The organism is Crossiella sp. CA198, from assembly GCF_052078295.1.
In the GTDB taxonomy this organism is placed as follows: Bacteria; Actinomycetota; Actinomycetes; order Mycobacteriales; family Pseudonocardiaceae; genus Crossiella.
The window spans coordinates 77,844-92,566 of the sequence record NZ_JBQJIM010000001.1; the positions used below are offsets into that span (position 1 = coordinate 77,844).

Sequence of the window (14,723 nt, forward strand, 5' to 3'; positions counted from 1 at the left end):
CCGGGCAGTCTATGCCGCCGGCTGACGCCGCCTGGACAGCAGGTATGCGCCCACGAGCATGAGCAGGAACGGGACACCGGCCAGCCAGGCGGTGGCGAACTGTTCGGTGAAGGCGGTGGTGACCAGGACCGCGGCGACGAAGAGCATGGCGGCGATGGTGGTGTAGGGCGCGCCGGGCAGCCGCACCGGCGAGGGCGGCAGACCGGCGGCGGCGCGCTTGTGCCGGAAGGCCAGCTGGGTGGCGAAGATCAGGATCCAGGCGACCAGGGCCCCGAACAGCGCCAGGCCCACGAGCAGCGGAAACGCCTCGGCCGGGGAGAGGATGGAGACCAGCACGGCGATCACCAGGCCGAGTGCGCAGACGGCCAGGGCGCGGGTGGGCGAGCCGCGGTCGGAGACCTTGGCCAGTGCCCGCGGGGCGAGCCCGTCGCGCGCTAGGGAGTAGAGCATCCGGGAGCTGAGGTAGAGGTTGGTGTTCATCGCGGAGAGGGCGGCGGTGAGGATGACGAAGTTCATGATCCCGGCGGCGGCGGGGATGCCGGCGAAGGTGAACAACCTCACGAACGGACTTTCGGTGATGCCCTGTGCGGAGGCGGTTTCCCGCCAGGGCACGACGCTGACCACCACGGCCATGCCGAGCACGTAGAACAGCACCAGCCTGGCGACCATGGTGCGGGCGGCGCGGGGCACGTCCCGGCCGGGGTTCTTGGATTCGGCGGCGGTGACCGCGACGGCCTCGGTGCCCAGGTAGGAGAAGGTGACCACGGCCACGGCCAGCCAGACCGCGCCGAGCCCGTTGGGCGCGAAGCCGCCGTCGTTCCAGGCGGACAGGCCGGGCGAGGGGTGGCCGGGCAGGCCGAAGGCCAGGTAGGCCGCGCCGAGCAGGACGAACACCACGATGGTGGCGACCTTGATCATGGCGAACCAGTACTCGAACTCGCCGAAGAACTTCACCGAGGCGAAGTTGACCGCGAGCACGCCGAGGGAGAACAGCAGCACGGGCAGCCACAGCGGCAGTTGCGGGAACCAGAACCGCGCGTAGAGCCCGGCGGCGACGACCTCGCTGCCGATGTTGACCACCTGCGCGGCCACGTAGATCCAGCGCTGCACGAACCCGGCCATGGGTCCGAGGTAGCGGTGCGCGACGGTGCCGAAGCCGCCGGGTTCGGGGTGCACCACGGTCATCTCGGCCAGGGCGTAGGCCAGGGCCAGCGCGGCCACCGCGGCGACCACATAGGCCAGCACCACCGCGGGTCCGGCCAGGGAGATGGCCAGTCCGGAGCCGAGGAACAGCCCGGTGCCGATGGCCCCGCCGATGGCGATCATGCCGACCTGCCTGCCGGTCAGCTCTCTGCGCAGCCCCTGCTCTTCCACGTCCGTCGCCTCTCTCTGACAGCGGATGGCGGGACCGCTGGCGCATGTGCTCCAGAGGAGCATGCTGCCTGGCGACGCAGCGTGAGCGACGGGTGGGGCCTGGTTGTGTCCGAGGTCACTCCCCGGGATGCACTGTCCACAGTGGACTAGACGAGTTGGTAGCCTGCCCGGGGGACGGTGCGGATCACGTTGGGCTGGCCCAGTTTGCGGCGCAGGGTCATCACCGCCATCCGGACCGCGTTGGTGAACGGGTCGGCGTGTTCGTCCCAGGCCTTCTCCAGGAGTTCCTCGGTGCTGACCACGCCGCCCTGAGCGCGCAGCAGCACTTCCAGGACGGCGAATTCCTTGGGGGACAACAGTAACGGCGTGCCGTCGCGCAGCGCCCGGTGCCGGGGCAGGTCGAGGACCAGGCCGCCGTGTTCGAGCACCGGCGGCAGCGCCGGGCTGGATCGTCGGGCCAGCGCGCGGATCCTGGCCAGGAGTTCGGCGAAGGCGTAGGGCCGGGCCAGGCAGTCGTCGGCGCCCAGTTCCAGGCCCTGGATGCGATCCCGCACGCCAGGGCCGGTGACCAGCAACAGCCGGGAGCCCGGGGACAGCACGGATGCCTTGGCGCACAGGAATTCCCAGCCGGGCAGTTCCTGGCCGACGACGAGCACGTCGTAGTCGTGCACGCCGACCCGTTCCAGGACCGCGCCCATGTTCCGGCAGTGGTCGACCGAGATCGCCAGTCGCCGCAACGACTCCACCTCGTCCGCGACCCCCCGGTGCCCGGCCTCGCCCAACAGCACCCGCATCCCGACCCCTGTTCTGTCAGCGATCCATAAAGATCGTCCTTAGCGGCCCGATAACCGCCGCCACATACACCTGACTCCGCAGCCGGCCGTGTGTTGCGTCCGGAGTGGAGGGTGGAGGTGGCCGATGCACGCCACGTTGGCGAAACTGTGGCGCAGCCCACTCGGGCGCGCCGGGATCGTGCTGGCGAATCTGGTGGCGTTGACCGCGTTGGTGGTGCGCTGGGGTGATCAGGGACTGTTCCTGTTCACCACGCCGATCGATCTGGACGTGTACCGGATCGGCGCGCAGATGTGGCTGGACGGCGGTGAGCTGTACGGTCAGTTGCCGCTCACCCAGGCCGGGGTGGCGTTGCCGTTCACCTATCCCCCACTGGCCGCGATGTTGTTCGTGCCGTTGACCTGGATGTCCTGGGACAGCGCGGCGTTGCTGCTGGACGCGGTGACCGCCGGGCTGCTCGCACTGGTGCTGGCGCTGGTGCTCAAGCGACTCGGGGTCAGCTCGCCGGGCCGGGTGCCGTGGGCGCTGCTCACCGTGTTCCCCTTGGCCCTGGCCCTGGATCCGGTTCGCGGCACTGCCGGGTTCGGGCAGATCAACGCGATCCTGATGGCCATGGTGGCCCTGGACTGCCTGGTCCGCGCGCCGCGCTGGCCACGCGGCCTGCTGATCGGCGTCGCGGCCGCGATCAAGCTCACCCCCGCGGTGTTCCTGCTGTTCTTCCTGCTGAACAAGGATCGCCGCGCCGCGGTGGTCACCGTGCTCAGTTTCCTCGGTGCGACCGCGCTCGGTTTCGCGCTGTCCGCGCGGGATTCGGTGCAGTACTGGACTTCGACCCTGTTCGACACCGGCCGGATCGGCGGCGCCACCTACCCCGGCAACCAGTCGCTGAAGGGTTTCCTGGCCCGCACCGGCCTGGAGGGCGCCACGCTGAACATCCTGTGGCTGCTGCTGTGCCTGGGTGTGCTTGTGCTGCTGCTGCGCGGAATGCGGCACGCCCTGGACACCGTGGGCCTGCCGTGGGCGCTGTCGCTGAACGCCCTGGGCGGGTTGCTGGTCTCGCCGGTGTCCTGGTCGCACCACTGGGTGTGGGCCGCCCCGGCGCTGCTGTGCCTGGTAGTGCACGGCATCCGGAGCGGCAACCGGCTGCCGCTGTGGCTGGCCGGCGGGTTCGGCCTGGTCACCGTGTTGTCACCGCACTGGTGGTTCTCCTACTACGACCACCTCGGCTGGAACCTGTTCCAGCACGTGCTCGGCAACAGCTACTCGGTCCTGGCAGTGGTGATCCTGGTCGCCGCGCCGACGCTGTTCACGCCGAAGTCGGCCGAGCTGTCCGGCCCGGCCGACCAGGTCACGCTGACCCCGGTCGGCCGGTGATCGCCGGTTACTCCGCCGGGCGGCGCAGCAGCGCGCAGAACATCGCGTCGGTGCCGTGCCGGTGGGGCCACAGCTGGACCGACGGTCCGGCGCCGAGGTTGGGCACGCCGGGGAAGAACTCCCGGGTGTCCAGGGTTTCCGCGCCGGTGCGGCGGGCGATCTCGGTGACCACGCTGACCGTTTCCCGCACGTGCGGGGAGCACACCACGTAGGCGACGATCCCACCAGGGCGGACCAGGCCCAGCGCGGCGGTGAGCAGTTCGCGTTGCAGCTTGGTCAGCTCGGTGAGGTCGTCGGGGCGTCGCCGCCACCGGGCTTCGGGGCGGCGGCGCAGCGCGCCCAGGCCGGTGCAGGGGGCGTCGACCAGGACCCGGTCGTAGTGGCCAGCGGGCAGGCCGGAGTCGCGGCCGTCGCCGACGTGCACGGTGATGGGCAGCCCGGTGGTGGCCTTGCGGACCAGGTCGGCGCGGTGCGGGGCCTTCTCCACCGCGTCCAGGACGCCGCCCTGCATGCTGACCAGCGAGGCGAGCAGCGCGGCCTTGCCGCCGGGTCCGGCGCACAGGTCGAGCCAGGTCTCGTCCGGGCCTTCCAGGGGCACCCGGGTGAGGGCGAGGGCGCAGAGCTGGCTGCCCTCGTCCTGCACGGCGGCCAGGCCCTCGCGCAGCGCGTCCAGGTCGCCGGGGTCGCCCGAGCCGGGGTCCAGGTGCACGCCGTAGGGCGAGTAGGGCGCTTCTTCGCCGCCGGTGATGGCGGCGAGTTCCTCGGCGCTGACCTCGCCGGGGCGGGCGGCCAGGTGCACGGCGGGCCGGGCGTCGTCGGCGGCGAGGGCCTCGGCGAGTTCGGCCTTGTCGGTGGCCAGGGCCTCGGTGAAGGCCTGCGCGATCCACTTGGGGTGGGCGTGGGTGAAGGCGAGGTGCCCGACCGGGTCGGTGTCGGGGTCCGGGGCCAGTTCGGTGACCCAGGCTTCCTCGTCCTGCTGGGCGACCCGGCGCAGCACCGCGTTGACGAATCCGCCCGCGCCGGTGCCGAGTTCCAGGCGGACCAGGTCCACTGTGGAGGCGACCGCGGCGTGCGCGGGGACCCGGGTGCGCAGCAGCTGGTAGGCGCCCAGCCGCAACGCATCGAGGGCGACGCCGTCCACTTCGGACAGCGGCCGGTCGCTGCACGCCTGCAGCACCGCGTCCAGGAGGCCCTGGGCGCGGCAGGCGCCGTAGGTGAGTTCGGTGGCCAGGCCGGCGTCCCGGCCGTGCAGCCGCCGGTCACGCAGCAGGCCGGGCAGCACCAGGTTGGCGTAGGCGTCGCGTTCGCGGACGGCGGTGAGGGTGTCCAGGGCGGCCTTGCGGGCGGGGTCGGTCTCCGGCGGACGGCGCGGCCCCGAGCGCCGGCGCGGGGGTCCGCTGCGATCCGAGCGGGCCTGCCGACGGTTGGGCTGGTGCATCATCCGAGCCGTTCTCCCTGTTCCGGCCGCACGCCCCGAGCCCAGTCGGTGGCGGCCATCCGTTTCTTTCCCTGTGCCTGGACCTCGCCGAGGGCGACCGGGCTGCTGGCGGTGCCCACGAGCACCCGCTTGCGTTCGACCTTCAGCTCGCCGGGTGGCAGCGTCTCGGCCTCGACGAGGGTGAGTGGGCCCAGTTTGAGTCGTTCACCGCGGAACTCCGCCCAGGCCCCCGGTTCGGGGGTGACCGAGCGGACCAGGCGGTCCACCGCGAGGGCGGGCAGGCCGAAGTCGGCTTTGGCGTCCTCGACGGTGACCTTGCCCGCGTAGCTGACGCCGTCCTCCGGCTGCGGCCGGGCTTCCACGGTGCCTGCGGCGATGCCGTCCATGGTCGCGGCCAGCAGCGCGGCGCCGGAGATGGAGAGGCGTTCGAGCAGCTCACCGGCGGTGTCGGTGGGCCGGACGGTTTCGGTGACCACGCCGAAGACGGGTCCGGCGTCCATGGGTTTGACGATGCGGAACACGCTGGCCCCGGTGACCTCGTCACCCGCGCGGACCGCGGCCTGCACGGGGGCCGCGCCCCGCCAGGCGGGCAGCAGCGAGAAGTGCAGGTTCACCCAGCCGTGTCTGGGGATGTCCAGGGTGCGCTGGGGCAGCATCGCCCCGTAGGCGACCACCGGGCAGCAGTCGGGTTCGAGTTCGCGCAGCCGGTCCAGGAACTCCGGCGCTCCGGCCTTCTCCGGGGTGAGCACTTCGATGCCGTGCTCGTCGGCGAGCGCGCCGACCGGGGAGCGGTGCAGTGTGCGGCCGCGGCCTGCGGGCGCGTCCGGGCGGGTGACGACCGCGATGACCTCGTGTTCGGCCGAGTCGATCAGCGTGCGCAGGGAGGGCAGGGCGACCTCGGGGGTGCCTGCGAAGATCAGCCGCATGTCAGCGACCACCGCCGAAGAGCGGGTGCGGGCTCTGCTTGATCACCGGTGCGCTGTTCTCCTGCCCGAACCAGTCGGATTCGCGGATCTGTTTGAGCGCGAGTTTGCGGGTCTGCGCGTCGAGCCGGTCCACGAAGAGCACGCCGTCGAGGTGGTCGGACTCGTGCTGGATGCAGCGCGCGAGGAGGTTGCTGCCCTCGACCTCGACGGGTTCGCCGTGCATGTTCCAGCCTTTGGCGACCACGTGGAGGTGGCGGCGGCAGTCCCAGCGCAGGCCGGGGATGGACAGGCAGCCTTCGGGGCCGTCCTGTTCCTCCTCGCCGACCACGTCGAAGCTGGGGTTGATCAGGTGTCCGGCGAAGCCGTCGCAGTGGTAGGTGAACACGCGCAGCCCGACCCCGATCTGGGGGGCGGCCAGCCCGGCCCCGCCCTGGCCCTCCATGGTGTCCCAGAGGTCCTTGACCAGGTGTCGCAGCTCGGCGTCGAAGTCGACGACCTCGGTGGCCGGGGTCCGCAGCACGGGGTCCCCGAATAGCCTGATCGGCTGGACTGTCACACGGCTCCCTTCAGGACGGTTCGGACTGGTCGAGTCTAGTGGTTGAAATTTATCCGCAACGCCGGACGCCGATCGGTCACTTACCCATGTGACCGCGTTCGTGAGACAGAACTGGGGTGCGATGGTCTTGGCGCAACCTGTCGGCCAGCCCGAGCCGGTGCCACGAGCGGACGGCAAGGACGACGACCGTGTGCTGTGGCAGCGGGCGGCGGCCGATGACCGCAACGCCTTCGGCGAGCTGTTCGAACGGCACGCCGAGGCGGTGTGGAATCACGCCTACCGGTTGACCGGGTCGTGGTCGGCGGCGGAGGACCTCACCTCCACCACCTTCCTCACGGCCTGGCGCAAACGGGCGGAGCTGACCCTGGTGCGGGAGTCGGCGCTGCCCTGGCTGTACACGGTCGCGGGCAACCTGGCTCGGACGGAGTTCCGCAGGCTGGGCCGCTTCCGCAAGGCGCTGGCCCGGATGCCGGCGTTGCACGTGGTGCGCGATCACGCCGAGGAGGTCGTGGACCAGGTCGACGGGGACCGGCGGTTGCGGAAGGTCCTCGCGGCGATCGACGAGTTGCCCAAGGCGGAACGGGAGGCCGTGCAGTTGTGCCTGCTCGGTGAGTTGTCGATCCCGGAGGCCGCGGAGGCGCTGGGGGTGGCCGAGGTGAGTGTGCGTTCCCGGATATCGCGTGCCCGCAGCAGACTGCGTGGCCTGGTCGAGGAGGAGCTGTGATGGACGACAAGTTCGAGCTGCCTCCGCGGCGGGAGCTGCCGGAGGACATCAAGGACCGGATGCGCGCCACGGTGCGGATGCGGATGGACGACCCGGAGTTCGAGCCGCACGGCCGGGGCCGCCGGTTCCTGGCCGCGGCGGCGGCGATCATGGTGGTCGCGGTGGGCGCGGCGGTGGTGGTGCAGTCCGCGCAGGACGAGGGCGCGGCCAACGATCCGAGCACGACCACCTCGCCGAGCCAGACCGGCGGTTTCCAGGCGGGCAACCAGGCCACCGCGGATCGCGCGCTGGTGGACCGGTGCTGGCGGGCGGCGATGCTGTCGCCGCAGGCTGAGCGGTATCCGAAGCGCCGCGAGGAGTGGATGGGCGGCCGCCAGATGACCTGGGGCGGGGTGAAGCAGGTCGGGTTGCGGCTTGGCCAGCAGATCGCCGGTTGCGAGCTGAGCGAGACCACGGTGTGGCTGTCCGACCCGCAGACGCCGCTGTCCCCGGATGACCCCACTGAGGTCAAGATGATGATGATGACCCCGAATGGCGGTTCGGCGCTCAACGTCCGGGCCGGGGTCGGCAAGGTCGTAGTCGGCGTCGACCAGACCGCCCGGGGCGGTGTGAAGGCCTCGCTGGAGCCGTACGACTTGTTCTACGGGGTGCGCTCGGGTGAGCCACGGCAGTTGCCAGGGGGCGCGAGGATTCACGTCGGGGTCGAGGATCTGGAGACGCGCAAGTTCCGCGATGTCCTGTACGAGCAGGTGCCCGCGCCGATGGTGACCGTGGTCGACCAGCCACAGCCGCCGGGTGAGCGCACCTCGCAGGCCGGGAAGATGCTGGCCGAGTGCATCACGAGGGAGCGGACGAAGTACTTCGAACCGATGGTGGACGCGGAGCTGCTGGTGCCCACGCTGTACACCGAGTACGCGCAGCCGCGGCAGCCGATGGTGCTCGCCCGGCACAAGGACGTGATGGCCTACTGCGGCTGGGACCTGCAGACCGGGAGCAACCGGATGTTCACCTCCAACGACCGAGTCTCGATGCCGGAGATCCCCGGCCTGCTCGTCTCCCATCAGACCGTGCTCTACGTCGACCGGGGAGTGGGGCCGGTCCGGGACGGGGACGGCAAGGACGTCCTCGTCGCCGGTTTCGTCGGCCGGGTGATGGACAAGGTGACGGCGCTGGAGTTCAGCCTGCCTGACAAGAAGCTGCCGCTGCGCACCACGGTCAAGAACGGCACCTTCATCGCCCAGCTGACCGGTCCGCCGGTGCGCTCGCCCGAGTTCGACCTCATCGCCGCCACCTACGTCGCCAAGGACGCGACCGGCAAGGTGATCGGTTCGGGGCGGATGTTCCCGCGCTAGCGCCTCAGAGCAGTTCGAGGGGATCGAGCCGGACCCGCACCAGGTCCGGCTCTTTTCGCGCGGTGCGGGCGGCGACCGCGTCGTGCAGGGCGGCGGCCAGGGCGCGGCCGTCGGTGCGCGGAGCGCGGATGAGGGCGCGTTCGCGTTCCTCCTCCTGACCGCGGGTCTCCAGGGTGACCGGGCCGAGGATCTGGGCGGTGGGCGGCAGGGTGAGGCCGTCGAGGAACTCGTTGACCGCGGCGGGGGTGCCGTCCACGGTGGCGATGCGCACCGCGGGTGGGAAGCCGAGTTCGGTGCGCGCGTCCAGTTCGGTCTCGGCGTGCCAGACCGGGTCCCAGCGGACCAGGGCCTGCACCACGGGCAGGCTGGAGTCGGCGATGACCACCACCCGCCCGCCCTCGGCGGCGCCGCGGACCAGGGCGGCGGCGGTGAGCCAGCGGCGCAGCGCCTCCTCGCCCGCACGCAGGTCGGAGCGGGCCAGCATGGCCCAGCCGTCCAGCAGCAGCGCGGCCCCATAGCCTTGCGGCACAAAGGGTTCCGCCCCCGGGGTGGCCACCACGAGAGCCGGTTTCAGCGGCACCTCGGACAGCACTTCCTCCGCGCCGGAGGTGCGCACCGGGAAGCCGGGGAAGGCCCGGCCGAGTTCCTCGGCGGTGCGTTTGGCGCCGACCACGACGAACCGCAGCCGCCGCGATCCGCAAGCGGGGCAAGAGAATCCGGCCTCGGCCGCGCCACACCAGCGGCAGGCGGCCGGCCGGGGCACGTCCTCGCCACCGGCGGGCAGCGCGAGTGGTCCGGAGCAGCGGCGGCAGCGGGCCGGGGCCCGGCAGCCACCGCAGGCCAGCGCGGGCACATAGCCCCGGCGCGGCACCTGCACCAGCACCGGCAGTCCGGCGGCGAGGGCCTCGCGGGCGGCGGCGAAGGCCACCGAGGGCAGCCGGGCGGCCCGCGCGGCCGGGTCCCGCTCCTCTTGGCGGTCGTCCTCGCCGATGGAGGTGACCCGTGGCGCGGCGGCCCGCAGTTGTTCCCTGGCGGCCACGATCTCGTGCGCCCAGCCCGTGCGCACCAGCAGCGCGGCCTCGGCGGTCCTGGCGAATCCGGCGACCAGCAGCGCGGCCCCGCTGGCGTGCGCGCGCAGCATCAGCACGTCCCTGGTGTGCGGGTAGGGCATCCGCTGGTCGGCATGGAGGTCGTCCCCGTCGTCCCACACCACCACCAGGCCGGGGTCGGCCACCGGCGCGAACGCCGCCGCCCTAGTGCCCACCACGACCTTGACCGCGCCGCGCCGCACCGCCAGCCACCGCTTGTACCGCTCCGAGGGCCCCAGGTCGGCGGCCAGCGCCACCACCCCGGCCTCGCCCAGCACCCGCACACAGGCCGCGTGCACCCGCGCCAGGTCCCGGTGATCGGGCACCACCAGCACCGCGCCCCGCCCGGCCGCCGCGACCTGCGCCGCCGCCTCGGCCAGCCGCGCGGGCCAGTCCTCCCCCGGCAGCGCCTGCCACACCGCGTGCGCCGGCCGCGCCCCCCGCAACGCCTCCAGGAACGCCCCGCCCCGCGGATACCGCGCCCACCCGGCCGGGTCGGGGGGTTCCGGCGGCGGCGCGGCCTCCCGCGGCTCCGCGGCCTCGGCCTTGGCGTGCCGCGGCGGAATGGCCAGCCGCAACACGTCGATCAGGGTGCCCGCGTACCGGTCGGCCACCGCCCGCGCCAGGCTGAGGATCTCCGGCGACAGCACCGGTTCGGCCGAGGTCACCCGCTCCAGGTAGGCCAGTTTGCCCTGGTGCCCGGACTCCGCGACCCGCTCCAGCACGAACCCGTCCACCAGTTGCCCGGCGAAGCGCACCCGCACCCGGCACCCGGGCACCGCGTCCTCGGCGAACTTGTCCGGCACCAGGTAGTCGAAGGGCCGGTCCAGGTGCGCGAGCGGGACGTCCACACAGATCCGCGCCACCGGTTCGATGGCGGCGGGCTGCTGTTCGCCCCGTCGGTACCCGCCTGGTTTGCCCACCCACCTGGTCTATCAGACGAGCCGCCGCACCCCGGCATCGCCCGCCCAAGATCGCCCGCCAGTGCCACCACCCGCCCCGCCGAGGTCCACAGTGGACAACAACGGCCAACCAGGCGTACGACAACGGCCAACACTCCGGCGGGTGTCTCGAACCCTCGGCGTGTTGGCCGTTGTCGTACGGGGTCTTGGCGGTTGTCGTACGCCACGTTGGCCGAACTTGTACGCCACGGTGGCCGTTACGGACCGCCGTCCGCCGACTTGGGCCAACTCGGTGTCCCAGTTGGGCCAACGACCCGTACCACTTGGGCCAACTCGGCGTACGAGATCGGCCAACACGGCGGGCATAGCGAACGGCCGGGCTGCCTGTGGGCGGCCCGGCCGTTCGCTGTGGTCAAGCTCAGACCAGGAGGGCCTTGAGGGCGTCGGCGCGGTCGGTGCGCTCCCACGGCAGGTCCAGGTCGGTGCGGCCGAAGTGGCCGTACGCGGCGGTCGGGGCGTAGATCGGGCGGAGCAGGTCCAGGTCGCGGATGATGGCGGCCGGGCGGAGGTCGAAGACCTGGGTGATGGCCTGCTGGATCTTCTCCGGGTCGACCTTCTCGGTGCCGAAGGTCTCCACGAACAGGCCCACCGGGGCGGCCTTGCCGATGGCGTAGGCGACCTGGACCTCGGCGCGGGTGGCCAGGCCCGCCGCGACGACGTTCTTGGCGACCCAGCGCATGGCGTAGGCGGCGGAGCGGTCGACCTTCGACGGGTCCTTGCCGGAGAAGGCGCCGCCGCCGTGGCGGGCCATGCCGCCGTAGGTGTCGACGATGATCTTGCGGCCGGTCAGGCCCGCGTCGCCCATGGGGCCGCCGATGACGAAGCGGCCGGTGGGGTTGACCAGCAGGCGGACGTCGCTGGTGTCGATGTCCAGGCCGGCCAGCTCGGGCAGCACGACCTGCTCGCGGATGTCGACGGCGAGCATCTGCTCCAGGTCGATGTCGGCGGCGTGCTGGCTGGAGACGACCACGGTGTCCAGGCGGACCGGGCGGTCACCGGCGTACTCGATGGTGACCTGGGTCTTGCCGTCGGGACGCAGGTAGGGCAGCACGCCGTCCTTGCGGACCTTGGTCAGGCGGCGGGAGAGCCGGTGCGCCAGCGCGATCGGCAGCGGCATCAGCTCCGGGGTGTCGGTGCTGGCGTAGCCGAACATCAGGCCCTGGTCGCCGGCACCCTGCTTGTCGATCTCGTCCTCGGCGCCCTCGACCCGGGACTCGTGCGCGGTGTCCACGCCCTGCGCGATGTCCGGGGACTGCGAGCCGATCGCCACGTTCACGCCACAGGAGTGGCCGTCGAAGCCCTTGGCCGAGGAGTCGTAGCCGATCTCCAGGATCTTCTCCCGCACGATGGTCGGGATGTCGGCGTAGGCCTCGGTGGTCACCTCGCCCGCGACGTGCACCTGGCCAGTGGTGATGAGCGTCTCCACCGCGACCCGGCTGCGCGGGTCCTTGGACAGCAGACCGTCGAGGATCGAGTCGCTGATGGCGTCGCAGATCTTGTCCGGGTGCCCTTCGGTCACGGACTCACTGGTGAAGAGACGGCTGTTCTGGCTCACGGTTCTCCCCTGGAGACAAGTTAGGTACGGCTAAGTAGCTTAGTTTGGGGGTGCCCAGAGCATGGCTCACAGGCGGTCAGAGCGGGAAAGCCGCAGGATCGCGTCCCACACTGTGGACGCGAACCGGGCTTTCGAGCCCTGTGGGATGGGCGCCTCTGCGCCGTCTGCCGTGAGCAGCCATCCCTGGTTGTGCTCGACCTCGAAGGCCTTGCCGTCGCCCACCGCGTTGACGACCAGCAGGTCGCAACCCTTGCGGGCGAGCTTCGCTCGTGCGTGGTCGAGCACGTCGCCGCCTGGATCTCCAGTCTCCGCGGCGAACCCGACGACCAGTTGACCCGGACGTCGTCCCTTGACCAGCTCCACCAGGATGTCAGGGTTTCGCCGGAGTTCAAGCGGCTGTGGCTCGGAACCTTCGGTTTTCTTAATTTTGTGATCCACGAACTCTGCCGGTCGGAAGTCGGCGACGGCGGCGGCCATGACCACCACGTCTGCCTGCTCAGCGGCACCGAGCACGGCCTCGCGGAGCTGTTCGGCGGTGCTCGCCGGGATCACCTCGACCCCGGCCGGGTCGCTCAGCACGCCGCCGGTGACGGTGGAGATCAGGGTGACCTGGGCGCCGCGCTGGGCGGCGACCCTGGCCAGGGCGTAGCCCTGTTTGCCGGAGGACCGGTTGGTCAGGTACCGGACCGGGTCCAGTGGTTCGCGGGTGCCGCCCGCGGAGATGACCACGCGCAGGCCGGTGAGATCGCGCGGCAGCGCGTCCGGGCGCTCCAGCAGCAGGGTGGCCAGGGCCACGATCTCGCTGGGCTCGGGCAGCCTGCCCTTGCCGGTGTCCTTGCCGGTCAGCCGTCCTGCGGCTGGTTCGGCGACGATCACGCCGCGGGAGCGCAGGGTGGCCACGTTGGCCTGGGTGGCCGGGTGTTCCCACATCTCGGTGTGCATGGCGGGGACCATCAGCACCGGGCAGCGCGCGGTGAGCAGCGTGCCGGTGAGCAGGTCGTCGGCCATGCCGGCGGCGGCCTTGGCCATCAGGTCCGCGGTGGCGGGGGCGACGACGACCAGGTCGGCGCTCTGCCCGATGCGCACGTGCGGGACCTCGGGCACGTCGGTGAACACGCCGGTGGCCACCGGCTGCCCGGAGAGTGCCTCGAAGGTGGCGGCGCCGACGAAGCGGAGTGCCGCCTCGGTCGGCACCACGCGCACCGCGTGGCCGGACTCGGTCAGCCTGCGCAGGACCTCACAGGCCTTGTAGGCGGCGATCCCGCCACCTACGCCGAGCACGACCCGCGGCCGGTGCTCTGCTGGGGTGTAACTCACTCGCCTTCGGTGTGTTCGAGCACACCGGCGTGGATCTCGCGCATGGCGATGGACAGCGGCTTCTCCCGCGCGCCCGGCTCCACCAGCGGTCCGACGTACTCGAGCAGGCCCTCGCCGAGCTGCGCGTAGTAGTCGTTGATCTGACGGGCCCGCTTCGCGGCGTAGATCACCAGCGCGTACTTCGAGCTGACCTTCTCAAGCAGGTCGTCGATCGGCGGGTTGGTGATGCCCAGCGGGGTGTTGGCCGGTTCGGCCAGGACACCCAGCTCAGTGGGGATGCTCACTCGCATGCTCCTGCGGTCGTGTTGCGCACCGGATGAGTATCAGTGCCGGTCAACAAGGTTACCAAGTCCTCGGCGGCCCGTTGCACGTCGTGGTTGATGATCACCACGTCGAACTCGTCCTTGGCGGCCAGTTCCTCCCGCGCGGTGTCCAGTCTGCGGCGCACCACGTGCTCCGGTTCGGTGCCGCGACCGACCAGGCGGCCGACGAGCACCTCCCAGCTGGGTGGGGCCAGGAAGACCTGGACCGCCTCGGGCGCGGCGGCCCTGATGGCCCGCGCGCCCTGCAGGTCGACCTCGACGAGAATGGGCTCACCTGCGGAAAGCCGCTGCTCGACGGGGCCGCGGGGGGTGCCGGAGCGGTGCGTGCCGCGATGGATCTCGGCCCACTCCAGCAGTTCGTTCCCGGCGATCATCCGGTCGAACTCGGCCGGGGTGACGAAGTGGTAGTCGCGGCCGTCCTCCTCGCCGGGGCGCGGGGCCCTGGTGGTGGCGGACACGCTGAACCACAAGCCGGGCATGATCTTGCGCAGCCGCCCGACCACGCTGCTCTTACCGACGCCCGAAGGGCCGGCCAGTACTACCAGCCGGCCCCTCGTGGTTGTTGAGTCGGTCACTCGGCGCTGAACTCGGTCAGCAGCGCCTTGCGCTGCCGGTCACCGAGTCCACGAAGACGACGACTCGCCGCGATCTCCAACCGCTCCATGATCTGAGCGGCGCGAACCTTGCCAACGCCGGGAAGGGCCTCAAGAAGGGCCGAGACCTTCATCTTGCCCAGGACCTCGTCGGTCTCCGCGGCCTTGAGCACGTCCTTGAGGTTGGTGCCGCCGCGCTTGAGGCGCTCCTTGAGCTCCGCGCGGGCACGACGAGCCGCAGCCGCCTTCTCCAACGCTGCGGCCCGCTGCTCCTCGGTCAGCTGGGGAAGGGCCACGTTATTCCTCCGTATGTGGGGTGTCCTCTAGGAAAGGTGCCGCGACCGTACCG

Annotated in this window: 14 protein-coding genes; 3 read left to right on the forward strand and 11 right to left on the reverse strand. The window is 71.5% G+C overall.

Translation table 11 applies throughout. The features are described 5' to 3' along the window. Window positions 1-9: 9 nt before the first annotated feature. Window positions 10-1,374: an amino acid permease gene (locus ACTOWY_RS00390; protein ID WP_441307581.1), complete on the reverse strand. Its 1,365-nt coding sequence runs from the start codon at window positions 1,372-1,374 to the stop codon at window positions 10-12. Window positions 1,375-1,520: 146 nt separating this feature from the next. Beyond that, the gene (locus ACTOWY_RS00395) at window positions 1,521-2,168 is read right to left on the reverse strand and encodes a response regulator transcription factor (RefSeq protein ID WP_441307582.1); all 648 of its coding nucleotides are present in this window, start codon (window positions 2,166-2,168) and stop codon (window positions 1,521-1,523) included. A gap of 124 nt (window positions 2,169-2,292) precedes the next feature. On the opposite strand from ACTOWY_RS00395, the gene ACTOWY_RS00400 reads away from it, so the two are divergent. After that, complete coding sequence (locus tag ACTOWY_RS00400) at window positions 2,293-3,540, forward strand: glycosyltransferase 87 family protein (RefSeq protein WP_441307583.1); 1,248 nt, start codon at window positions 2,293-2,295, stop codon at window positions 3,538-3,540. Between the two features lie 7 nt (window positions 3,541-3,547). On the opposite strand, the gene ACTOWY_RS00405 is transcribed toward ACTOWY_RS00400, so the two are convergent. Genes ACTOWY_RS00405 through def form a run of 3 tightly spaced genes read right to left on the reverse strand, consistent with a single transcriptional unit; the run spans window position 3,548 to window position 6,460 of the window. Continuing rightward, on the reverse strand, window positions 3,548-4,978 hold the full coding sequence (locus ACTOWY_RS00405; protein WP_441307954.1) for an RsmB/NOP family class I SAM-dependent RNA methyltransferase: 1,431 nt from the start codon (window positions 4,976-4,978) through the stop codon (window positions 3,548-3,550). Further along, entirely contained in the window at window positions 4,978-5,904 is a 927-nt protein-coding gene (gene fmt / locus ACTOWY_RS00410; protein WP_441307584.1) for a methionyl-tRNA formyltransferase, read from the reverse strand. The genes ACTOWY_RS00405 and fmt overlap by 1 nt, the downstream gene beginning before the upstream one ends. 1 nt (window position 5,905) lies before the next feature. Beyond that, window positions 5,906-6,460, reverse strand: a complete 555-nt coding sequence (gene def / locus ACTOWY_RS00415) for a peptide deformylase (protein WP_441307585.1) — start codon at window positions 6,458-6,460, stop codon at window positions 5,906-5,908. A 127-nt stretch (window positions 6,461-6,587) separates the two neighbouring features. Here def and ACTOWY_RS00420 point away from each other — a divergent pair, with 127 nt between their 5' ends. Both ACTOWY_RS00420 and ACTOWY_RS00425 read left to right on the forward strand, forming a co-directional pair. After that, entirely contained in the window at window positions 6,588-7,184 is a 597-nt protein-coding gene (locus tag ACTOWY_RS00420) for an RNA polymerase sigma factor (protein WP_441307586.1), read from the forward strand. Beyond that, a complete protein-coding gene (locus tag ACTOWY_RS00425) occupies window positions 7,184-8,536 on the forward strand; it encodes a hypothetical protein (protein WP_441307587.1) in 1,353 nt (450 codons plus the stop codon). The genes ACTOWY_RS00420 and ACTOWY_RS00425 overlap by 1 nt, the downstream gene beginning before the upstream one ends. A gap of 4 nt (window positions 8,537-8,540) precedes the next feature. Here the strand turns inward: ACTOWY_RS00425 and ACTOWY_RS00430 are convergent, their stop codons facing one another. The 6 genes from ACTOWY_RS00430 to mihF all read right to left on the reverse strand — a co-directional run bounded on the left by ACTOWY_RS00430 (window position 8,541) and on the right by mihF (window position 14,670). After that, entirely contained in the window at window positions 8,541-10,547 is a 2,007-nt protein-coding gene (locus tag ACTOWY_RS00430; protein ID WP_441307588.1) for a primosomal protein N', read from the reverse strand. A gap of 397 nt (window positions 10,548-10,944) precedes the next feature. Continuing rightward, a complete protein-coding gene (metK, locus tag ACTOWY_RS00435; RefSeq protein WP_185006978.1) occupies window positions 10,945-12,141 on the reverse strand; it encodes a methionine adenosyltransferase in 1,197 nt (398 codons plus the stop codon). A 66-nt stretch (window positions 12,142-12,207) separates the two neighbouring features. Next, window positions 12,208-13,458, reverse strand: coding sequence for a bifunctional phosphopantothenoylcysteine decarboxylase/phosphopantothenate--cysteine ligase CoaBC (gene coaBC / locus ACTOWY_RS00440; protein ID WP_441307589.1), 1,251 nt, complete (start codon window positions 13,456-13,458; stop codon window positions 12,208-12,210). Next, window positions 13,455-13,742, reverse strand: a complete 288-nt coding sequence (gene rpoZ / locus ACTOWY_RS00445; RefSeq protein WP_086789245.1) for a DNA-directed RNA polymerase subunit omega — start codon at window positions 13,740-13,742, stop codon at window positions 13,455-13,457. The genes coaBC and rpoZ overlap by 4 nt, the downstream gene beginning before the upstream one ends. Beyond that, complete coding sequence (gene gmk, locus ACTOWY_RS00450; RefSeq protein WP_441307590.1) at window positions 13,739-14,356, reverse strand: guanylate kinase; 618 nt, start codon at window positions 14,354-14,356, stop codon at window positions 13,739-13,741. The genes rpoZ and gmk overlap by 4 nt, the downstream gene beginning before the upstream one ends. Then, window positions 14,353-14,670, reverse strand: coding sequence for an integration host factor, actinobacterial type (gene mihF, locus ACTOWY_RS00455; protein ID WP_247757456.1), 318 nt, complete (start codon window positions 14,668-14,670; stop codon window positions 14,353-14,355). The genes gmk and mihF overlap by 4 nt, the downstream gene beginning before the upstream one ends. Window positions 14,671-14,723 lie beyond the last annotated feature (53 nt).